The 21,740-nt window shown below is 72.1% G+C and carries 15 protein-coding genes and 1 pseudogene; 9 read left to right on the top strand and 7 right to left on the bottom strand.

The window, feature by feature from the left end:
* The first annotated feature begins 38 nt into the window (after window positions 1–38).
* The 3 genes from ACIBAG_RS01780 to ACIBAG_RS01770 all read left to right on the top strand — a co-directional run bounded on the left by ACIBAG_RS01780 (window position 39) and on the right by ACIBAG_RS01770 (window position 5,297).
* Window positions 39–413, top strand: a complete 375-nt coding sequence (locus ACIBAG_RS01780) for a hypothetical protein (protein WP_399099785.1) — start codon at window positions 39–41, stop codon at window positions 411–413.
* 2 nt (window positions 414–415) lie between these two features.
* On the top strand, window positions 416–3,751 hold the full coding sequence (locus tag ACIBAG_RS01775) for a carboxyl transferase domain-containing protein (RefSeq protein WP_399099783.1): 3,336 nt from the start codon (window positions 416–418) through the stop codon (window positions 3,749–3,751).
* Window positions 3,752–4,148: 397 nt separating this feature from the next.
* The gene (locus ACIBAG_RS01770) at window positions 4,149–5,297 is read left to right on the top strand and encodes a glutathione-independent formaldehyde dehydrogenase (protein WP_399099781.1); all 1,149 of its coding nucleotides are present in this window, start codon (window positions 4,149–4,151) and stop codon (window positions 5,295–5,297) included.
* A gap of 111 nt (window positions 5,298–5,408) precedes the next feature.
* On the opposite strand, the pseudogene ACIBAG_RS01765 reads toward ACIBAG_RS01770, so the two are convergent.
* Window positions 5,409–6,331 (bottom strand): annotated as a pseudogene (locus ACIBAG_RS01765) (AraC family transcriptional regulator).
* A 114-nt stretch (window positions 6,332–6,445) separates the two neighbouring features.
* On the opposite strand from ACIBAG_RS01765, the gene ACIBAG_RS01760 reads away from it, so the two are divergent.
* Window positions 6,446–7,438 (top strand): zinc-dependent alcohol dehydrogenase family protein, encoded by a 993-nt coding sequence (locus ACIBAG_RS01760; RefSeq protein WP_399099779.1) that lies wholly within the window; start codon window positions 6,446–6,448, stop codon window positions 7,436–7,438.
* A 77-nt stretch (window positions 7,439–7,515) separates the two neighbouring features.
* Here ACIBAG_RS01760 and ACIBAG_RS01755 read toward each other — a convergent pair whose 3' ends face one another.
* Window positions 7,516–10,467 (bottom strand): ABC transporter substrate-binding protein, encoded by a 2,952-nt coding sequence (locus ACIBAG_RS01755; RefSeq protein ID WP_399099777.1) that lies wholly within the window; start codon window positions 10,465–10,467, stop codon window positions 7,516–7,518.
* Between the two features lie 177 nt (window positions 10,468–10,644).
* Between ACIBAG_RS01755 and ACIBAG_RS01750 the strand changes: the two genes are divergently transcribed.
* On the top strand, window positions 10,645–11,316 hold the full coding sequence (locus tag ACIBAG_RS01750; RefSeq protein ID WP_399099775.1) for a TetR/AcrR family transcriptional regulator: 672 nt from the start codon (window positions 10,645–10,647) through the stop codon (window positions 11,314–11,316).
* 36 nt (window positions 11,317–11,352) lie between these two features.
* Here ACIBAG_RS01750 and ACIBAG_RS01745 read toward each other — a convergent pair whose 3' ends face one another.
* From ACIBAG_RS01745 to ACIBAG_RS01730, 4 genes are all read right to left on the bottom strand, one after another.
* Window positions 11,353–13,011, bottom strand: a complete 1,659-nt coding sequence (locus ACIBAG_RS01745; RefSeq protein ID WP_399099773.1) for a carboxylesterase/lipase family protein — start codon at window positions 13,009–13,011, stop codon at window positions 11,353–11,355.
* A 51-nt stretch (window positions 13,012–13,062) separates the two neighbouring features.
* The gene (locus ACIBAG_RS01740) at window positions 13,063–14,325 is read right to left on the bottom strand and encodes a choice-of-anchor Q domain-containing protein (protein WP_399099771.1); all 1,263 of its coding nucleotides are present in this window, start codon (window positions 14,323–14,325) and stop codon (window positions 13,063–13,065) included.
* Window positions 14,326–14,913: 588 nt separating this feature from the next.
* The gene (locus ACIBAG_RS01735) at window positions 14,914–15,966 is read right to left on the bottom strand and encodes an alcohol dehydrogenase catalytic domain-containing protein (protein ID WP_399099769.1); all 1,053 of its coding nucleotides are present in this window, start codon (window positions 15,964–15,966) and stop codon (window positions 14,914–14,916) included.
* Window positions 15,967–15,991: 25 nt separating this feature from the next.
* Window positions 15,992–16,999, bottom strand: a complete 1,008-nt coding sequence (locus tag ACIBAG_RS01730) for an NADP-dependent oxidoreductase (protein ID WP_399099767.1) — start codon at window positions 16,997–16,999, stop codon at window positions 15,992–15,994.
* Between the two features lie 369 nt (window positions 17,000–17,368).
* Here ACIBAG_RS01730 and ACIBAG_RS01725 point away from each other — a divergent pair, with 369 nt between their 5' ends.
* The 4 genes from ACIBAG_RS01725 (at window position 17,369) to ACIBAG_RS01710 (ending at window position 20,988) form a co-directional block, all read left to right on the top strand.
* Window positions 17,369–17,767: a hypothetical protein gene (locus ACIBAG_RS01725; RefSeq protein ID WP_399099765.1), complete on the top strand. Its 399-nt coding sequence runs from the start codon at window positions 17,369–17,371 to the stop codon at window positions 17,765–17,767.
* A gap of 180 nt (window positions 17,768–17,947) precedes the next feature.
* On the top strand, window positions 17,948–18,400 hold the full coding sequence (locus ACIBAG_RS01720) for a hypothetical protein (protein ID WP_399099764.1): 453 nt from the start codon (window positions 17,948–17,950) through the stop codon (window positions 18,398–18,400).
* Between the two features lie 147 nt (window positions 18,401–18,547).
* Window positions 18,548–19,690 carry a PLP-dependent cysteine synthase family protein gene (locus ACIBAG_RS01715; protein ID WP_399099762.1) on the top strand — a complete coding sequence of 381 codons (1,143 nt, stop codon included), beginning with the start codon at window positions 18,548–18,550 and terminating at the stop codon, window positions 19,688–19,690.
* A 50-nt stretch (window positions 19,691–19,740) separates the two neighbouring features.
* Entirely contained in the window at window positions 19,741–20,988 is a 1,248-nt protein-coding gene (locus ACIBAG_RS01710; protein WP_399100545.1) for an MFS transporter, read from the top strand.
* Window positions 20,989–21,091: 103 nt separating this feature from the next.
* On the opposite strand, the gene ACIBAG_RS01705 is transcribed toward ACIBAG_RS01710, so the two are convergent.
* A complete protein-coding gene (locus ACIBAG_RS01705; RefSeq protein WP_399099760.1) occupies window positions 21,092–21,739 on the bottom strand; it encodes a TetR/AcrR family transcriptional regulator in 648 nt (215 codons plus the stop codon).
* Window position 21,740 lies beyond the last annotated feature (1 nt).

Raw genomic sequence — 21,740 nt, 5'->3', positions numbered from 1 at the left:
GAGTACTTGGCCGACGTACGAGCCCGTCGGCAGCGCGTATGGCCGGCCTCGACAAGGAGATGATCAAGGTCTCGGGTATGAGTGTCTTCCCGTCCGAGCTGGGGGCGCTGCTGGCACGGCACCCGGAGGTGCTGACCGCGGCGGTGGTACCGATGGACGATCCCCAACGGGGCCGGGTGCCGCTGGCCTTCGTCGAGCCCCGCCCAGGCGCCACGCTGGACGCCGAGGGCGTGCGCGCGTGGGCGCGCGCGAACATGGCGCCGTACAAGGTGCCCGTGGTGAGGTGCGTCGACGTCCTGCCCATGACCACCACCGGCAAGGTGAAGAAGGGCGAGCTGCTGGAGCGGGCCGCGCGCATCGCCGTGTCTTCCGCGTCCCCGCCTGCTGCCGATGCCTACGGAAAGGACCGGTGACGATGGGTCTGGCCAAGCTGCTGGTCGCCAACCGCGGCGAGATCGCGGTACGGGTGATCCGCGCCGCCCGCGAGCTGGACCTGCTGACGGTGGCGCTTCGCTCCCGCGACGACGCGGACGCTCTGCACACCCGCATGGCGGACGAGGTCGTGGTGCTCGACGGGGAGGGGCCGGGGGCCTTCCTGGACGCGGCCGCCCTGGTCGGCGCGGCGGTGCGCACGGGCTGCGACGCGGTCCACCCCGGCTACGGACTGCTGGCCGAGCACGCCGACTTCGCACAGCGGTGCACCGACGCCGGACTCACCTGGGTCGGGCCGCGCCCCGAGGTGCTGCGCACCCTCGGCGACAAGACCGCGGCCCGTGAACTCGCCGCGCGCCTCGGCGTGCCGGTACTGCCGGCGACGTACCGCGACACCGGCATCGAGGAGGCGCGTGCGTTCATGGCCGGCCTCGGCGAGGGTGCCGCCGTGATGGTCAAGGCGGTCGCCGGCGGCGGCGGGCGCGGCATGCGGCCGGTGTACGAGGCAGGGGAGTTGGAGGAGGCCGTGCGGCGCTGCCGTTCCGAGGCCTCGCGCGCCTTCGGTGACGGCGCGGTCTACCTCGAGCAGTTGCTGCGGCGTGCCCGCCATGTGGAGGTGCAGGTGCTCGGCGACGGCACGGGCGCCGTCGTCGGCTACGGCGACCGCGACTGCAGCCTGCAGCGGCACCGGCAGAAGCTCGTGGAGATCGCGCCGGCGCCCGGCCTTGACCAGGCGGTGCGGACCGGGCTGCACGATGCGGCGCTGCGCATGGCCCGGGAGGTCGCCTACGCCGGTCTCGGCACGTTCGAGTTCCTCGTGGACACCGGCGAGGGGTCCACGGGCTTCTACTTCCTCGAGGCCAACCCGCGCATCCAGGTCGAACACACCGTCACCGAGGAGGTCACCGGCATCGACCTGGTCAAGGCGCAACTGCGGGTGGCCTCCGGCGAGAGCCTCGACCGCATCGGGGCGGGGCAGGCTCCCGTGCCCCGCGGCTGCGCGGTGCAGATGCGGGTCAACGCCGAGACGGTCCGCCCCGACGGGACGGTGCTGCCGTCCGCCGGCACGCTGGACGTCTTCTGGCCGCCGGCCGGCCCGGGTGTGCGCGTCGACACCGCCGCGTTCCCCGGCGCTCTGGTCAGCCCGCGATTCGACTCGCTGCTGGCCAAGCTCGTCGCCCACGACGGTTCCGGCAGCCTGCCCGACACGCTCGTCCGCGCCCGCCGCGCCCTGGCGGAGCTGAGGGTGGAGGGAGTCGCCACCAACGCCGGGGTGCTGCGGCGCCTGTTGGAGGCGCCCGAGGTCGTCGCCGGGCGGCTGCACACGGCGCTCTTCGACGAACTTCTGCCCGCACTGGTCCCGCAGGGGACAGAACGGGAGACAGAACGGGGGAGAGAACGGGAGACAGAACGGGGGAGAGAACGGGAGACAGACCTGGGTAAGGACGCGGAGAAGGACGCGGAGAAGGACGCGGGGTTCGCCGACGCTTTCGAGCCGCAGGGCACGCTCACCGTCACCGCGCCCATGACGGCCACCGTCGTCGACGTCGCCGTCGCCGAGGGCGAGCGCGTACGGGCCGGCAGCACCCTGGTGGTCCTGGAGTCCATGAAGATGGAGCACCTGCTCCAGGCGCCGGGTGACGGCGTGGTCGTCGCCGTACGGGCGGGGCTGGGTGAGCTCGCCGAGCACGGTCAGCCGCTGGTGGTGATGGAGGCCACCGGCGCGGCGGACGGTGAGCCGCGCCCCGAGGAGCGGCCGGACCCGGACGCCCCACGCGCCGATCTGGAGGAGGTGCGGGCGCGCAAGCGGTTCGGCGACGACGCCCACCGTCCCGAGATGGTCGCCCGGCGGCACGCCGAGGGGCGGCGCACCGCCCGCGAGAACATCGCCGACCTGTGCGACCCCGGCAGTTTCATCGAGTACGGCGGCCTGGCCATCGCCGCCCAGCGCAGCCGCCGGTCCCTGGACGACCTCATCCGCCGCACCCCCGCCGACGGCCTGGTCGGCGGCGTGGGCACGGTGGGGGCAGACCGGTTCGGCCCCGAGTCCGCCCGCGTGGTGGCGATGTCGTACGACTACAGCGTGATGGCCGGCACCCAGGGCATCACGGGCCACCGCAAGAAGGACCGGCTCTTCGCGCTGGCCGAACAGGCGCACCTGCCCGTCGTCCTGTTCGCCGAAGGGGGCGGCGGCCGGCCGGGCGATGTGGACGGCACGGTGGTCTCCGGCCTGGACTGCACGGCCTTCGCGCTGTTCGCGTCCCTGAGCGGGAAGGTGCCGCTGGTCGGCATCGGCTCGGGGCGCTGCTTCGCCGGCAACGCCGCGCTGCTCGGCTGCTGCGACGTCATCATCGCCACGCCCGAGGCCACCATCGGCATGGGCGGCCCGGCCATGATCGAGGGCGGGGGACTGGGCAGCTACGCCCCGGAGGACATCGGGCCTGTCGAGGTCCAGCGGGCGAACGGCGTCATCGACCTCGAGGCCGAGGACGACGCGGACGCCGTCCGGCTGGCGCGCACGTATCTGTCGTACTTCCAGGGCCCGGTGACGGAATGGGAGTGCCCCGACCAGCGCCGACTGCGCCACCTCGTTCCCGAGAACCGCCGGCGGGCGTACGACGTGCGCGCGGTCATCGCCACCCTCGCCGACGCGGACTCCGTCCTTGAGCTGCGACGGCACTTCGGACGCGGCATCATCACCGCGCTGGCCCGGGTGGAGGGCCGCCCGTGCGGCATCCTCGCCAATGATCCGCGGCAGCTGGGCGGCGCCATCGACTCCGACGCGGCCGACAAGGCGAGCCGCTTCCTGCAGCTGTGCGACGCGTTCGGGCTGCCGGTGGTCTCCCTGTGCGACACGCCCGGCTTCATGGTCGGCCCCGAGGCGGAGAAGACCGCGACCGTCCGGCATGTCAGCCGCATGTTCGTACACGCCTCGGCGCTCACGGTGCCCTTCGGGATGATCGTGCTGCGCAAGGGCTATGGGCTGGGCGCCCAGGCCATGGCCGGCGGCGGCTTCCGCATCCCCCGGTTCACGGTGGCATGGCCCACGGGCGAGTTCGGGCCGATGGGCATCGAGGGGGCGGTGCGGTTGGGCTACCGCCGGGAGCTGGCGGCCATCGAGGACGCGGACGAGCGCGAGCGGGAGTTCGCCCGCATGGTCGCCGCCGCCTACGAGCACGGCAAGGCCCTCAACGTCGCATCGGTCTTCGAGATCGACGACGTCATCGATCCGGCCGAGTCCCGTCGCTGGATCAGCACGCTGCTGCATGATCCCGAGCCCGGGCAGCGCGGCCCGCGCAGCTGCGTCGACACCTGGTGAAGGCCCGCCGACGCCCGCCCCAAGGCCCGCTTCTTCCGTGGTCGCCGTAGGTCTGCCGGCCGACGTGCGCGGCGACGCCGGAGCACCGCCCCGCCCCCCGGCGGCGGACCGTGACTGGACGGCGCAGGCTCTTGGCCTCGGGCGCGCGCCTGCCTCGTCTCTCTCGATGACACGACGTGTGCAATGGGTAACTCGACGCCGGGGGGTTCCCGGCCTGACGCGGGTTGCAGCGCATGCGTCATCGGCGTTCCCTGGAAGTGTCCGGAGGGGGGAAGCAAGGGCGCCTGGGCTACGACATGGATCGACGGGCTCCGCCTCGACACCCGTTCTCCCGGCAAAGGCCGCGACCGGGGCGGATCGTCGTCGTCACCCGGCGTTCGACGCGGAGGTGATCCAGGTGAAAGCCGTCGTCTACGAGAAGCCCTTCAGCGTCGCCGTCAGGGAGGTCGATGATCCGCAGATCCAGCACCCGAACGATGTGCTGGTACGGGTCACATCGACCGCCATCTGCGGATCCGACCTGCACATGTACGAGGGCCGCACGGCGGCCGAGTCGGGCATCGTCTTCGGACACGAGAACCTCGGCATCATCGAGGAAGTCGGCGCGGGAGTGACCTCCCTGTCGAAGGGCGACCGTGTCGTCATGCCGTTCAACGTCGCCTGCGGATTCTGCAAGAACTGCCTCGCCGGGAGGACCGGCTTCTGCCTGACGGTCAATCCGGGCTTCGCCGGTGGAGCCTATGGCTATGTGGCCATGGGCCCGTACACGGGCGGGCAGGCAGAGCTCCTGCGGGTGCCGTTCGCCGATTTCAACTGCCTGAAGCTGCCGACGAACAACTTCGAGACCGATTTCGTGCTGCTCGCCGACATCTTCCCGACCGGCTACCACGGCTGCGAGCTCGCCCAGGTGTCCCCCGGCGAGAGCGTGGCCGTCTTCGGTGCCGGCCCGGTCGGGCTGATGGCCGCGTACTCCGCGCTGTTGCGCGGTGCGTCGAAGGTGTTCTCCGTGGACCGGGTGCCCGAGCGGCTCGCCAAGGCCGAGGAGATCGGAGCCGTGCCGATCGACTTCACCAAGGGCGACCCGGCCGCGCAGATCAAGGAACAGACCGATGGCGAGGGAACCGACAAGGGCGTCGACGCCGTCGGCTACCAGGCCCAGGCGCACGACGCCAGCCACGAGGAACCCGCCGTCGTCCTCAACACCCTCGTCGAGACGGTGCGGCCGACGGGCATGCTGGGCGTACCGGGCCTGTACGTGCCGTCCGACCCGGGCGGACCCGACGAGAACGCCAAGCACGGCCAGCTCTTGGTCTCCATCGGCAGGATGTTCGAGAAGGGCCAGCGGATGGGCACCGGTCAGTGCAACGTCAAGCAGTACAACCGCCAGCTGCGTGACCTGATCATCGCGGGGCGCGCCAAGCCCAGCTTCGTGGTCTCCCACGAACTGCCGCTGGAGGAGGCGCCGAGCGCGTACGAGAAGTTCGACCAGCGGATCGAGGGCTACACCAAGGTCGTCCTGCATCCCGGTCACGCGCTCGCGGCGTAAGGGCGGACGGTACGCCACACCGTCCATCCAGTGCGGCGGGCCGGCCGCTGGGAGCCAAGCCCAGTGCGGCCGGCCCGCTACCGGCTGCCGGCGCAGACTCGGGCCGCCGACTCACGACGCCCTGCGCCGGTACTGCCCCGGCGCCACGCCGAACTCGCGCTTGAAGGCCTTGGCGAAGGCGAACTCCGAGGTGTACCCGGTGCGTTGGGCGACGAGCCGGAGTGGTGTGTCGTTCTCGCGGAGCAGCGGCCGGCCGTGGTCATGCGCCACCAGGTGAGGTACGTCAGCGGAGGCTGGCCCACCAGGGAGGTGAAGCGGCGGGCGAAGGCGGCGCGCGACAGGCCTGCCCGGAGACCGAGTTCGCCGACCGTCCAGGGATGGGCGGGGTTCTCGTGGACGGCGCGCAGGGCCGCCGCGATGCCGGGGTCGGCGAGGGCGGCCGCCCAGCCCGTGGGGTGCCCGGGGTTGTCCTGGCCCGCGCGCTGCCACCAGGCGCGCAGTATGTAGAGCAGCATGGTGTCCAGGAGGTTCGTGACGATGGTGTCCGAGCCGGGCTGCGGTTCGGTGAGTTCGGCGCCGAGCAGCTCGACCGCCGTGCGCAGGGAGCCGTGCGCTCCGACGCGGGCGGGCAGGTGGACCACCTCGGGCAGTTCCGTCAGCAAGGGGTGCGCCCGGGTGCGGTCCAGTAGATAGGCGCCGCACAGCATCACGGTGTCCGGCGTCGAATCCCTTCGCGGGACGGGCAGTTCGGGCCAGTTGCCCTCGCCGTCCAGCCGTACGTCCTCCAGCGGCGCGTCCAGGGCACTGGCGATCGCGTGGCCGCGCCCGTGCGCCAGGAACGCCACGTCTCCCGGCGCCAGTGCGACCGGCTCGCCGTGCGACGGCATCAGCCAGGCCGACCCCCGCAGCACCACATGGAACCCGGCACCGCCCGCGGCCTCGAACCGCAGCCCCCAGGGCGCGTGTTTCTCCCGCAGTCCCGAGTGCGGCCGGCCGGTGCGTATCGCGGCGACCGCGTCACTGAGCACGTCCATGTCCGCAACGCTAACGGCCGCGCACGGCGCCGTACCGCGTGGAAGACGATCGGACAGGAAACCGAGACAGTGAGGCATGGCTCGTCTCGCGGGCCGCTGCCTAGCGTGGACGGCATGTCAACTACCGCACGTACCGTGCTTTTTCATGAAATCGGCGGACCCGACGTCCTGACCGTCGAGGAGACCGAGCTCCCCGCCCCCGGCCCCGGCGAGGTCCTCGTCCGTGTCGAGGCGCTCGCCCTCAACCGCGCCGAGGCGCTCTTCCGCTCCGGCGGCTACTTCTACCAGCCGACCCTGCCGGGCTCCCGCAACGGCTACGAGGCCGCCGGCCAGGTGGCGCAGGTCGGCCCGGGGGTGACCGCCTTCGCGCCGGGCGATCTCGTGCTGACGGCCGCCAATCACGAGCTGAGCGCCCACGGCGTCTACGGCGACCTGATCCTGATGCCCGAGACCGCCCTGGTCCCGCGCCCCACGGGGGTGGACGCGGTGACCGCGGCCGCGGTCTGGCTGACGTACTCGACGGCCTACGGCGCCCTCGTGGAGCGGGCGGGGATGAAGGCGGGCGACCACGTGCTGATCACCGGGGGGTCCAGCGGAGTGGGTACCGCCGCGATCCAGGTGGCCCGCCGGGCCGGTGCCGTGCCCGTCGTCACCACGCGCACCGAGGCCAAGCGGCAGCGGCTGCTCGACCTGGGCGCGGAGCATGTGATCGTCTCCGAGGGGGAGGACGTGATCAAGGAGGCGAAGCGGCTGACCGGAGGCCGCGGTGCCGAGATCGTCCTGGACGCTGTCGGCGGCGCCTGGTTCGCCGCCCTGGGGGACGCGGCCGTGGAGGACGGCACATTGATCTGCTACGGCTGGCTGAACGAGGAAACGGTGCTGTTGCCCATGCAGTGGCCGCTGACCGTGCTGGGCTACAACAACTTCAGCCTCACCGGCTCGGCGGACGGCCGCCGCCGCGCCGCCCACTACATCGGCTCCGGACTCTCCGACGGCACCCTGAAACCGGTCGTGGCGGAGGTCTTCGACGGCCTGGATGCCATCCGGGACGCCCATCGCCTGATGGACTCGAACGCGCACACCGGCAAGATCGTCGTACGGGTCTGACCTCACCCGAGCGGCGGCTCTCTCGCGCCCGCCCCGCCCCAGACCCGGGCAGCGGGCCCCACCCCTGAACCGTGCGGTCACTCCTCGCTGCACACCGTATCCGGGTCGGCGCCCTTGCGGCCGGGTGGTGCGGAGAGCGGCTGGTCGCTGCCGGCCGGCCGTCCGCACACCGTTTCCGATCGCACCTTGTGATCCCGGTAGGTCACCCGAACGATCTTGTAGCCGTGCCCCCGCTGGTCGGCGTAGGGCTGGCTGCCGGCGAAGCTGACCGTGCCGACCGGCAGGTTCGGGTTGGGGCGCCACCGCAGGTCGGCCCAGGTCTCCGGGGCGGTCTGCGGGGCGTCGCCGTTCTTCGACGCCCGGTACAGCACCGCGGTGGCGCTGTAGGCCAGAACGGTCTGGCCGCTGGAGAACAGCGCGTCGTCCCAGGGCCGGGCAGGGTCGGCGAGCGCGGTCGGCGACGCGCCCGCGGGGAGCAGATCGCCGAGCACGGCGTGGGAGTCCTGGTAGAAGCCCGTGTCACCTACGAGATCCATCGGTGCCAGCGCGAAGTGGTAGAGGGTGACCTCCGCCGGGATACGCAGGCTCTCGCCCTCGGCGTAGTTGCTCTTGGCCAGGTCGTCGCCGGTGAACACGGTGATGTCCCGGCCGTTGCAGCCGGGTGTGGAGCCGAGTTGGGACATCAGGTTGGGCACGTCCTCCACCCGGCCCGCGAAGTACAGGGCCCTGGGCACGGGGCGACTCGCGCAGATCGACTCGACCGGGTCGGTGAGTTCCGGCTCGCCGTTGGGGCTCAGTCCGTAGGACCGGGAGGGCAGCAGGCCGAAGCCGGCCTCATCCAGCATCTGCCGGCCCACCCTGGCCTGTTCGGTCGTGTAGAAGTCCTTCTCGCTGCCGACCTTGCGGGCCAGCACCACGGCCCGGGCGCCGTCCGCACGCCGGGCGAGCTGCCTGGCCAGGACGAGCATCGCGTTCGCCTCCTCCTCGTCGGTGGCGGCCAGACCGAACCAGTTCGACAACTTGCGCGCCAGACGACTGCTGGAATTGGTGGTGCTCACCACGGGCAGCCCCGCGCCCTTGAGGATCTGCACGGCACCGGCGCTCTCCGTGGTGTTGCGTCCCATGCCGACGACCCCGACGATCGACCGGTCGCGCCGGGCCAGGTCCGCTATGTGCCGGGCCATCGGCAGCACGTGGAGCATGTTCTGGCCGCCGTTGGCGAGCAACACCCTTATCTTGGTCGGCTGGTGGGTGCTGACGTTGGCGTAGTGCTGATAGAGGTAGACCCCCGTGATCTCCTCGAGTCCCTTGCGGGTGGCGGCCTCGTCCGCCGCGGTGACCGGGCCGGCGTAGACGATCGTCACGTACTTGTCCTTCGGGCCGATCCGCGCGTTCTCGGCCCTGATCGCCTGCTCGACGGTGTCGAAGGTGATGCCCTTGCCGGCACCGTACAGTTCCAGCCCGTTGCCCGCGGCCAGCCGTACGTCTCCGGTCGCGATGCCCACGCACTCGCCGCCCACCAGAACGGAGTCCGTGTTGGAGCCGATCAGCCGGCCCGCGCAGTAGCGCTCGGCCATCCACCGGTTGCCCAGGAAGCCGAGAGCGAGGGCGATGGTGAGGACCACCGCCAGGCAGGGCCTGGACCACAGCAGCCAGGCGGCCGTACGGCGGATCCTGGTCGTGGAGTGCTGCGCGGAATGCCGGCGGCGCAACTCGTCGGCGGACAGCGGTATCCGCAGGATCCACGGCAGCGCGGCCGACCGCCCGGGGGACTGGCCGACGTTGAGGCCGGTCACCCACTCCTGGTACCTGGCGTCCGCTCCGACTGCGCGCTCCCCGTCGTCCTGCGCCGAGCCGTCGGAATGCGGTACGACGGGCAGCACGGGCCCCTCGAAGCCGGGCGGCCGCAGGCGCTCGGCCGCCGGGATCGCGGCCAGCACCAGCAGCGGGTCCACTTCGCTGCGGCGGCTGCGCACATTGCTGATCGCCCGCAGCAACAGCAGGCCGCCGTCGTCCTCGGTGGCGCACGGCAGGTACACCACGGGCGGCACCGTGCGCTTGCGGCGGCGCAGATCCAGCGTCCTGGGCCGGAAGTTCTCACGCAGATCCTCGAGCAGCGCCAACACCCTGAGCTCCAAGTGGAACTGACGTGCCGTCATATCGCCTGCCTCGGCGGCGACGACCTGCTGAGCCGCCGCGAAGGCCCGGCCCCGGATGGTCTCCCAGGACTTCGTCGGCCGCCACCGGGACCACTCGGCGGCCTCCGGCCGGTCGCTCGACGGCGCCAGGAACGTGGTGGTCGCGAACCACCGGCTGGCCCGGCGCAGCCACAGCAACGGCGGAGCGCTGCGCGCCAGCAGGTGCACCACGCCGAACGCGGCCAGCGCGAGCGCGCCACCCCACACAGCCGTCTGCCAGCCGCCCTCACCGAGCAGCACGCTCAGGCAGGCGATGAACATCGCCCCCACGAAGCCGGACGGGTTCACCACCGCGCCCACGGTGTCCGCCACCGCCGAGACGCGGCTCTCCTCGTCGGCCCCGTCCGGATCGCGCCCCGGCCGCCAGCGCAGCTCGGCCAGCCGTCGCATCAGCCGTTCGCGGCGCTGGGCCGCGGACCACACGGTGCTCACCTCCCCGCCGACCTCCGGCGCGGCCTGCTCGATCGCCCGCAGCAGCCGCGAGCGCGGAAAGGTGAACGGCTTGTACTGCGACTGGCTCTGGTTGTCCCAGGGGTGCTCGCACAGCTGGCGCACCATGTCGATCGCGGACGAGTACGCGTCCACGCCGCCCCCGCCGTCCAGCCGTTTGGCGATCAGCCCCCGCGGCTGATGGCCCTGGCGGACGAACTCCACGACCTGTGCGGCCCGTCGGTCGAGGGTGCCGGTCGGGTCCTCCTCGGTGGCCTGCAGGACCACCAGCGGCGTCACCGGCGGGTTGTCCCGGAAGTTGTCGATGAGCCGTCTCATCAACTCGAACACCGCGTCCGCAGCCTCGATCCCGGCGCTGCCGCTCCATGCCTCTCTCGCCACTTGATCCGCCCCCGTCGCATCCGCCCGACCCGGCACTCCCGGATCCGATGGAGATACCCATACCGGAAGTCGCTGCACCGCACAGGCGTTCCGAGGCTTACGGACTTTCCCGGAACCGGCGTGCGGGCCGATCGGCCGGAGGGCACACCGGCCGGCGCTTCCTCTAGAGTCGGCCGTATGACGCAGGCACCGGCCCAGGGCCGCGGCGCCCGGTCCCGGGACGCGATTCTCGACAAAGCCGGCGAACTGATGGCGCGTTACGGCTATGCCGCCACGTCCATCTCGATGATCTCAGCCGCGTGCGGTCTGCCGGTCAGCTCCCTCTACTGGCACTTCGGAAGCAAGGACGGGATCTACGTCGCGGTGCTGGAGCGGGCCAGGACCACACTGCTGGCGGCTCTGCCCGTGGCCGACATGCCGGGCACCGACATCAACGGGCGCCTGGAGGCCTTCCTCACCGAGGTCGGGGACGCCTTCCAGCGTCATCAGCCCGGTGTGCGGCTGCTGTTGGGGCTGGGCATGGTGCAGCAGGACGCGAGTGAGGCTGCCGTGGCCGAGGTGCGGCACTACCGGGACGCGCTGGTGGTGTGGGCCCGGGACGCGCTGAGCGGTGTCTTCGGGCTGGGTGATCGCCCCGAGGTGGCGGACGAGTTGGCCCGCTTCACACTGAGGATGGCGAGCGGCACGGCCGTGGCCCGCTGGTTCGACGCGGGCGCCGTCCTGGAGACCGGGCCACTGCGTGTGGCGTTGCTGGCACTGGCGGCTCACCACGGCGTCAAGGTGGGGGACGCCCCGGGCGGGGGCGCCCCGTCGCGCGGCCTCACGAGCCGTCCGAAGGCGCAGCCGTAGACAGGGCGAGGCTCTTGTCGCCGGCGTTGGCGTTGATCAAGTGCGCGGCTCCCAGAACGCGCAGTGGTGATCGGCCGCGAACCCGTTGGTGGAGCCGACCCGGTCGGGCGCCAGTACCTGGATGCGGTCCTCGTCGGGCGTGTAGCGCGGCCAGGATGGCGTTCCGGGCCCGTTGGGATCGCCGGTCGCGGCGAACCGGGCCCAGTAGGCGGTCATCGTCGCGGACAGTCGGCGCTGGGCCGGGGTCAGGGGCCGCACCGCGTTCATGGGGAAGAGATAGGCCAGTTCGGAGGCGTGGAAGGCGCCCTGTGGTGTGTGGGGTGCCGGGATGAACGGTGGTGCCTGGGGGTCGGCGAACTCGTAGGCGTAGACGGGCGCCCGAGTGCCGTACAGCCGGCTGTCGGCCCGGGCCGGGCAGGCGAACCGCTGGTCGGTGCCGACGGCGGAGTAGGCCAGGTTCGGGGAGGGATGGGCCGACGCCGGGTACGTGTCGAGGACCGCGGTCGCACGGTCGCCGTGCTGGAGCCTGATCAGCGCGGCGTACGAGGCGGGGGTCAGTGGGCCGCCGCCGAGCAGGTCCACGTACAGCGCGGTGAAGTAGCGGTATTCGTGGTGGGTGCTGCCGCTCAGCGTCGGGACCGCGTTCACTCGTCCCTGCGCCCACGCCGAGTCCGGAGGGTGCGGCAGGACGCGCGGGCCGGTGTTCGGGCCCCACAGGGACGCCGTCCCGGTCCCGGCGGCGCGGATGAGCTCGGTGACCGGCACGGCGCGCAGACAGGCCGCCGCGGTGGTCGGGTCGGGGCAGCCCACTAAGGCCGCGAAGCCGTTCCCCTTGCGCTCCGCCGCGTCGAGGGTGAGGGGTGCGAGAGCGCCGGGTGAGACGCAGCTTCCGCTCTGCTGGATCGCCCGGTGGAAGAGCCCCTTCGCGGTCGGCGAGGCGATGTGGGCGCAGGTGTCCACCGATCCGGCCGACTGGCCGCCGAGCGTCACCCGGTTCCGGTCGCCTCCGAAGGCGCCGATGTTGTGCCGCACCCAGCGCAGCGCGGCCTGCTGGTCCAGCAGACCGTAGTCGCCGGAAGCGTTGTCCGCGCTTTCCGCGGACAGGGCGGGATGGGCGAGGAACCCCAGTGCGCCGAGGCGGTAGTTGACGGTCACCACGACCAGGCCCCGCGCGGCGAGCGCCGAGCCGTCGTAGTCGCTGCCCGCGCCGTAGGCGTTGCCCCCGCCGTGCAGCCAGACCAGCACCGGGAGGGGGCGGCCGGTGATGCGGGCCGGGGTCCACACATTGAGGTACAGGCAGTCCTCCGTGGTGCTGCCGGTGCGGTTGGACTCGCCGGGCAGGACGGGACCGCCGTCGGGGAGCAGGGTCAACGGCAGCTGGGGACAGGGGCGGGCCGGTGCGGTGGCGCCCCGTACGCCGTGCCACCGGGCGGCGGGCCGCGGCGCACGCCAGCGCAGCGCGCCGGTCGGCGCAGCGGCGAACGGCACCCCGTGGAAGACCCGCCCGCCGTCGCGGCCGACCGCCCCGCGCACCCAGCCGCGATCGGTGCGCACGACCAGCGAGTCGTGGCCGGGGCCGGCGTCGGCGCGGGCCGTGGGCGGGGGAGTGGTGAGGGACAACAGCAGGGGCAACAGCAGGACCGCGACGGTGGCCATGGCGCGGGCAAGGGTGTGGCGCGGACTCGGAGAGCTCATCTCATCGCGTCCTCATCAGTCTTGATGCCGGTGCGGGGTCGGGACGCACGGTCACGGCGTGCGCTCGTAGGCGCCGATGTCGCAGGCGGTGCCCTGGGGGCGGGCGATGCCGCGCTGGTCGGTGGCGGGGCAGTCGGCGGCGGCGTCCAGGGCGGGGCTGCCCGGGAGCAGCGCCACGGTGTCCGTATGGCCGCCGTTGTCCGTGAGCGGCCCGACCAGCGGGACACGGCCGGGCAGATCGCCGGCTGCGGTGAGGTGACAGCTTCCGTCGGCGTCGATGTTGTGGCCCAGCGAGGTGATGGTGGCGAAGGCTTTGGCGCAGTCGGCCGCGGCGCCGCCCGCGGTGTTGCCGGCGACGAGGGAGTTGCGCAGGATCATGCGTCCCAGCGGCAGATCGACGATGTCGGGGATCGGCGCCGGCAGACTGTCGAGATAGGCCGGGGCGATGTTGATACCACCCCCGCCGTCGCTGGAACTGTTCCCGGTGATGGTCGAGTTGAGGATCCGGACCGCTCCCGTGCCGCGGATGTCGATGCCTCCGCCGTAACCGCCGAGGCTGCCCGGACGGTCGCCGGGGTCGGTCACCCGGTTGTCGGCGATGGTCGAGTTCGTCACGGTGCCGCTGTCGTCGAACCTGATGCCCCCGGCCTCGCCGGCGGTGTTCCCGCTGACCGTGCTGTCGACGAGATCCAGATGGGAGTCCGGGACGTTGAAGACACCGCCCCCGTAGCCGGCGGAGTTACCCGTCACCGCGACCCGACGCAGTGTCAGATGCCGCCCGTTGGCGATGCCGCCGCCACCGGTGTCGGTGAAGGGCAGCTCGCGCTGCGCGGCCCGACCCCCGGTGATCGTCACGTCCGATATGCCGGTGTCCGCCCGCAGGCGGAAGACCCGGTCCAGGAGGTTGGCGTCGATGACGGTGGTTCGCGCGCCGGACCCTCTGATCGTGGTGGGCGCTTCGACGTTCAAGTCGCCTGTGGTGGGGTCGGGACGGGACCCGATGATCAGTCGGGGGTCGGGTGGGATCGTCAGCCGGTAGTGGCCGGGTGGCAGCGTGATCGTGCTGCCGGGCCGGGCGTTGGCGGCCATCACCGCGGCGCGCAGGCTGCACCTGCCGGACGCGGTGAGGCACCGGCCGTCCGAGGCGTCGGCGTCCACCGCGTCGAACGTGGTGTCCACGGTGAACTCCGCCGGCCCGGCGGACGCGGGCGTGGCGGCGGATGCGGCGGATGCGGCGGTGGCGGGGAGGTGCATCCCCGTGGCGACGGTGACGGTGATGGCGGCCAGTGCCGCCGGGGTGATTCGGACCCTCATGCGATGTACTCCTCTCGGCGAGGAAGCTGGGCGTACGAGGACTCGACTGGTTCGAGGACTTGCCGGCGGTTCGGGGACTTGCCGGCGGTTCGGGGGCTGCGCGCCTCGTGCGGGCGCGTGCCTCGTCGGGTGCGCGGCTTGTCGGGTGCGCGGCTCGTGCGGGTGGGCGGCCGGCGCAGTGGTGCCAGGTCGCTCCGGGCCGCCAGGCGGACCCGGGGAGCAGGGAGGCCGTAGGGATGGAACGACCGGCGTGAATCACCCTGCTCTGGAGCGAGCGTTCCATTCAGACGGGTCCGTGTCTACCGAGGGGTAGGGGAATGACCGAATGGAGGCGGTGCCGCAGGGTGCGCCCGGCACGTCGCCGAAGCCCCGCCCGCCGCGAGTGCCCTGCTCGCCGCCGCCCCGGGCGCAGGCCTCCCATACCACCCACCGACGCGCACAGGCATGGCCAACTCGGCCACCCACGGCTGGTTTGGGTCAAGGGGCGGCAACTGGATGGATACCCGAGGCCTTTCATCCCCGACGGCCCACCAGCGCCGCCCGGTCTTCAGGGAAGCCGCCCGGTCCTCAGGTCTGCCCCCAGGCGGATCAACCGGTGGGGTCGAGGAGGATCTTGCGAACCCCGTCGGAGCGGCCTGCGAACAGTTCGTACGCCGCGGGCCCCTGGGAGAGGGGGAAGCGGTGGGAGACCACGGCCTCGGGCTTGATCCGGCCGGCCTGGGCCAGGGCGATCAGGGCCGGGAGTTCGTAATGGATCGAGCAGAGCCCGATGGCGAACTCGAGTTCCTTGATCTGCGCCAGCCCCATGTGGAAGGGGAACGCCTTGTTCTGGCTGACCCCGATCACGCTGACCCGGCCGGCCTGCCGTACGGCCTTGAGGGCCAGCTCGATGGTGGCGTCCGCGCCCACGGCCTCCACCACCGCGTCCGGTCCGCGTCCGCCGGTCATCTCCCGTATGGCCGCCTTCGTGTCCTCGCCCTCGACCGGCTCGACCCCCATGCCGGCGGCGAAGGCGCGGCGCTCCGCGACCAGGTCCGCCCCGAGCACGCGTGCGGCGCCCATCGCGAAGGCGGACTGGGCGGCCATGAGGCCGACGGGGCCGAGGCCGATGACCAGGACGGTCTCGCCGGGCTGGATGCGGGCGCGGCGGCAGCCGTACCAGGCCGTCGGGGCGTTGTCCGTCAGGACGACGGCGGCCTCGTCGGAGATGCCCTCGGGCAGGCGCACCAGGTTGATGTCGGCGTACGGCACGGCGAGGGCCTGGGCCTGGCTGCCGGGGAGCTGTGGGCTCACGCCGTAGCAGAGCTCCGTACTGGACTTGGCGCGCTCGCACCGGGCGGTGAACCCGGCCGCGCACGACCGGCACCGGGTGCAGCCGGCCGAGGCGGGCACCAGGACGCGGTCGCCGGGCTTGAAGCGGGTGACCTGGTCGCCGGTGTCGACGACCACGCCGACGCACTCGTGGCCAGGTGTGTAACCCAGTTCCGGGCTGAACGGGTTGCCGTGGTAGATGTGCAGGTCGCTGCCGCAGATGCCGGCCGTGGTCACCTGGACGACCGCGTCGGTGGGGCTGGTGACGGCCGGATCGGGGACGTCCTCGAAGCGGATGTCGTGCCGGCCGTGGTAGGTCAGTGCCTTCATCGGATCACTCCCTCCCGCTGCCCGCTCAGTCCGCGATCTTCAGCACGAGCTTGCCGTGGTTCTCGCCGCGGAAGAGGCGCATCAGGGTGTCGGGGAACGCGGCCACTCCACCGGACACCACGTCCTCCAGTGACTTCAGCCGGCCCTCCGCCCGCCACGCGGCCATCCGCGCGATGCCCTCGGCGTAGCGGTCGGCGTAGTCGAAGACCACCATGCCCGTCATGGTGGCCCGGTTGACCAGCAGCGACAGGTAGTTGGCGGGGCCCTGCGGCTTGGTGCTGTTGTACTGGGAGATCGCACCGCAGACGACGACGCGGGCACCGCGCGCCAGTCGCAGCAGTACGGCGTCCAGGACGTCGCCGCCGACGTTGTCGAAGTACACGTCGACGCCGTCGGGGGCGTGCTCGCGCAGCGCCTTGCGGAGGTCCTCGCTCTGGTAGTCGATCGCGGCGTCGAACCCGAACTCGTCGACCACCAGCCGGCACTTGGCCTCGCCGCCGGCGATGCCGATGACCCGGCAGCCCATGATCTTGGCGATCTGACCGACGACGCTGCCGACCGCCCCCGCCGCACCGGAGACGACGACGGTCTGGCCGGGCTCGGGGCGACCGATGTCGATCAGGCCGAAGTAGGCCGTCAGGCCCGACATGCCGAGTGCGCCGAGATACGTCGGCAAGGGTGCCGCCGCCGGATCGACCTTGGTCACGTCGCGCCCGTCCGACACGCAGTACTCCTGCACGCCGAAGGACCCCGTCACATGGTCGCCGACCGCGAAGCCGGGGTGCCGTGAGGAGAGCACCCGTCCCACCGCACCCGCGCGCATGACCTCACCGATCTCCACCGGGCGGATGTAGGACCGGCCCGCGTTCATCCAGCCGCGCATCGCCGGGTCGATCGACAGACAGAGCACCTGGACCAGGAACTCCCCGTCGCCGGGTTGCCCGACCGGCTCCTGCACGTGCTCCCAGTCGGTGGGCCGCGGCTCTCCCACGGGACGTGCGGCCAAGCGCACCTGGCGGTTGGTTCGGCTCATCTTCGGCGGCTCCTCGGACGGTCGCTTCTCAGTGGCGGCGGGCACGCTGGGCAGATCGCCCGTCGTCGCGAGCTGAGACGGCCAGGTGACATACCAGCTGGTCGGTATGGCTGTGAGCGTACGGTGCCGAGGCGTGGGAGGCAAGAGATGCCGGTCCCGTACGAACGGAGGCGGGCGGGGGCCCGCGCAGGCCGGCCGGGGGAAGCGGTCCGCGGAGTCGCCGCAGCAAACCAGCCATTCGCCGGCGAGTTGTCCCGCTGTCCCGGGAGTGGTGGTCGACCGGGGTCGAGGGGCCGCTAGGATCACGGCATGGTTACGGCTCGGTCGCCCTGGCGTATCGTCAGTGCCCGCACAGGTGCGGGTCCACTGGTGCGCGTGCCGGCCCTGGCCGTGCTCCTGTTCGCCATCCTCCTCACGCACGGCGTGCACGGCGAAAGTGTCCAAGGGCACCTCTCCACCAGCGCGACGGCGTCGGCGGTACGGTCGGCCGACGGCGTACACCATGCCGTCGTCGAGACCGCGCCGCTGATCACCGCGGAAGCCGACTATCACCGTGGCGGCCACGAGCCGTCACATCCCGGCCAGCACTGCGCATCCGGGCAGCCGCAGCAGAGTTCCTTCCTCGCGTCACCCTGCTTTGCAGCGTCGGTTCGCGAATCGACCGGTGCCGGCGGCCTCCCGGCTCTGTGGGTGCCGACCTCTGACGGGCCCATGGACGGTGCGTCCACCGCCGCTCTCAGAGCAGCCTCCGTGGTGCGGCAGGTCTAGGAGTTCGGAGTCCGCCGACCGCCCCGCCGTTGGGAACCGGTTCGGCCGACATCGCGCGACGAGCGTCGAATCCCCCGCACATGATGGGGCGTCACGTTCGTCGAAGCCGTCCTGCCACCACCCCATGGCTGCGCCTCACTCCAGCTCCCACCGGACGCGTGGCAGCAGCACGGAGGACCTGTGCCGACACATCCCCCGATTCCCGCGCACGCCGCAAGCCCGTGGGCCCCGTACGGCTCACCCCTGTGGCGCCGACTGCTCCCGTCGATCCGCTCGATCCGCGGTGCCTGCGTGATGGCGCTCATTCTGTGCGCCGTCCTGCATGGTCTGCCCGAGGGGACGCACGTGTCGGTGCCCGTACCCGCCGGAATCCCGGCGACGGCCGCGGCGCCGGACGAGCACCCTCACGGGCCCCATGGCCCCCACGGAGCGGAGGACTGCGCGGCGGACGTGATCGTCCCTACCGCGGCCCAGACGAGTGAGGACCCTTCCCTCGGCGCGATGGCCGTCGTCGTGCTCGTCGCCGTCTCCTTGTCGGTGGGACGACCCCTCGTACGGCGGGAATTCCGCAGGCGTCGCAGCGCACGCACCGGCCGCGCGGCGCTCGTCCGTACGTCGCGGTGGCGGATCTAGACCACTCGCTCGCAGCCGACCGACCTCGTCGGCTGCCGCGCACCCGTGGCGTGAGCGCGGACCCGCGGTCCGCCCGTCGCCAGGGGGCGCGAGATGAACCGCACGCGCATTCATCGGCATTCATCGAGCGAGAGTGACAACACAGACATGCAGTCATTGACCAAGGCGGCGATCGCCTCGGGCCGGTCCGCCCTGTCCGGGCTGGTGGGCAACACCCCGCTGCTGCGGGTGTCGGAGCCGCTGGCCCCCGCCGGACGTGGGTTCTGGGCGAAGCTCGAGGGGTTCAACCCCGGCGGTATCAAGGACCGTCCGGCACTGCACATGGTGGAGCGGGCCCGGGCCCGGGGCGACCTGCGGCCCGGCGGGCGGATCATCGAGTCCACCAGCGGGACCCTCGGCCTGGGGCTGGCCCTGGCCGGGATGGTGTACGGCCACCCGGTCACCCTCGTCACCGATCCGGGACTGGAGCTGTCCATGACCCGGCTGCTGACGGCGTACGGCGCCCAGGTCAACGTCGTCTCCGAGCCCCATCCCACGGGCGGCTGGCAGCAGGCCCGCCGCGACCGCGTGCAGCGGCTGCTGGAGCAGTACCCCGACTCCTGGTGCCCGGACCAGTACAACAACCCCGACAACGTCGCCGCCTACACCCCGCTGGCCCTCGAACTCGCCTCCGAGACGGGCCACATCGACGTGCTGGTGTGCAGCGTCGGCACCGGCGGCCACTCGGCCGGCGTCTCCCGGGTCCTGCGCCAGCTCTACCCGGAGCTGACGGTCGTCGGCGTCGACACGACCGGTTCGACGATCTTCGGCCAGCCCGCGCGGCCCCGGCTGATGCGCGGACTCGGGTCCAGCATCCATCCCCGCAACGTCGCCTACGAGCAGTTCGCCGAGGTGCACTGGGTCGCCCCGCACGAGGCGGTGTGGACCTGCCGCCAACTGGCCGCGTCCCACTACGCCACCGGCGGATGGAGCGTCGGCGCGGTCGCGCTGGTGGCCGGCTGGCTGGCCCGGACCATGCCCGCGGACGCACGGATCGTCGCGATCTTCCCCGACGGCCCGCAGCGCTATCTCGGGACGGTCTACGACGACGACTACTGCACCGCCCACGGTCTGCTGGCCTCCCCGCCGGCCCCCGAACCGGAGCTGATCGGCCGCATGGACGAGAAGGAGGTCCACCGCTGGAGCCGGTGCACCACGGTCACCGATCCCCTCAGCCGCGGAGGTGCGGTGCCCGTCGTCGCCGAGGACGTCCCGGGCGTCGGGCCCGACTCGGCGGAGGAGGGCCGGTGACGGGGTTGCTCGCGCAGGTTCGGTCGTACGAGCGCAGCGTCCGGCTGTTGATGCTGAACCAGTTCACCATCAACCTCGGGTTCTACATGCTGATGCCCTATCTGGCCGCCCACCTGTCCGGGACGCTCGGGCTGGCCGGCTGGATCGTCGGACTCGTCCTCGGCGTACGGAACTTCAGCCAGCAGGGCATGTTCCTGGTCGGCGGGGCGCTCGCCGACCGGTTCGGCTACAAGCCGATGATCGTCGCCGGGTGTGTGCTGCGCACGCTTGGCTTCGCGACGCTCGGACTGGTGGATTCCCTGCCCGCGCTGCTGGCCGCGTCCGCGGCGACCGGGCTGGCCGGGGCGTTGTTCAATCCGGCCGTACGGGCGTACCTCGCGGCCGACGCGGGGGAACGCAGGGTCGAGGCGTTCGCCTTGTTCAACGTGTTCTACCAGGCGGGGATCCTGCTGGGTCCGTTGGTGGGCATGGTGCTGACCGGCGTGGACTTCCGCGTCACCTGCCTGGTGGCGGCCGGGATCTTCGCGCTGCTCAGCGTCGTACAGATCCGCGCGCTGCCCGCCCGCCGGGCCGAGGACGGCAAGGGGCGGAGGACGGAGGCGGATCGGGGGGTGCTCGCCCAGTGGCGCGGTATCCTCGCCAACCGGCCGTTCCTGCTGTTCTCCGTCGCCATGATCGGGTCGTACGTCCTGTCCTTCCAGGTCTATATGGCGCTGCCGCTGGAGGTGCGCCGGCTCGGCGGCGACGGGGAGTTCGGTACGGCGGCGGTCGCGGTGCTCTTCGCCGTGTCGGGGCTGAGCACGATCCTCGGCCAGACGCGGGTGACGGCATGGTGCAAGGCGCGGTACGAGCCAGGGCAGGCGCTCGTGCGGGGGCTGGCGGCGATGGGGCTGGCCTTCGTTCCGCTGCTGGTGGCCACCGCCGTGCCCGTACCGGAGCCCGGGATCGGGCTGTGGCTGCTCGCGGCGGTTCCGCCGACGCTCGCCGCGCTGCTGCTGGCCGTAGGCACGATGATCGCCTACCCCTTCGAGATGGACACCATCGTCCGCCTCTCCGGTGACCGTCTCGTCGCCACCCACTACGGGCTGTACAACACGATCTGCGGTATCGGCATCACCGTCGGGAACCTGGGCACGGGCGCCGCCCTCGACGCCGCCCGCGCGGCCGGGGTGCCCGCACTGCCGTGGCTCACACTGTGCGCGCTGGGCCTGGCGTGCGCGGCCGCCCTGTACGGCCTGCACCGCACCGGCCGACTCACGGCACGGGACGCTTCCGCGCCGCTCGCCGCGACCGCCTGATCAACCGGCCGTCCGGCTGTCCGACCCGGGGGCGGGGCACCGCACGGTGCGGCGAGAGTGCGTGCCAGGCGTCGCGGGGCAGGCGGGACTTCGCGGACACGGCCTAGGTGCTCTCTGGGCCGTAGTGGCGCAGGAACATGTCGACGCCGCTGGTGATGAGACGGTCCGTCAGGTCCTGGTCGATGTGCGTGCCGTAGGAGCTGAAGACCATGTGGGGGAAGACCAGCAGGCCGTAGAACTGGATGATCGCGACCTGGAGGTCGGGGATCTCCAGACGGCCCTGCTCGGTGAGGGTGCGCAGCGCGCCCGCGACGGCGGGGTGGTGGCTTTCCGTGCCGCGGTGTCTCCAGGCCTCGCCCAGCTCGGGGAAACGGTGGAGTTCGGCGGCCACGAGGTTGCGCAGTGCCGTGACCTCGTGGTTGCCGCGGACGGCGTGGACCCACGTCCGGGCCGCTTCGACAAGGGCGGCCCGCAGGTCCTCGGCCTCGGCCAGGCCCTCCAGTGCGGCCGACGACTCCCCGGCGAGCGGCTCGTCCAGGGCGCTGGTGATGACCGCTGTGAACAGGGCTTCCTTGCTGCCGAAGTGGTTGTAGACGGTCACCTTGGACACCCCGGCCTCGGCGGCGATCGTGTCCATTCCCACCCCGAAGCCCTCCCGCAGGAACAACTCGCGGGCGGCCCGCACGATGGCCTGCCGCTTGAGCTCCGCGCGGGGTCCGCTCGGCGGCCGTTTGACGCTCTCCACGCTCATG

This window comes from Streptomyces sp. NPDC051243 (assembly GCF_044455405.1).
Taxonomy (GTDB): Bacteria; Actinomycetota; Actinomycetes; order Streptomycetales; family Streptomycetaceae; genus Streptomyces.
The sequence above is the reverse complement of the archived record's forward strand: the minus strand, read 5'-3'. Positions and strand labels throughout refer to the sequence as shown.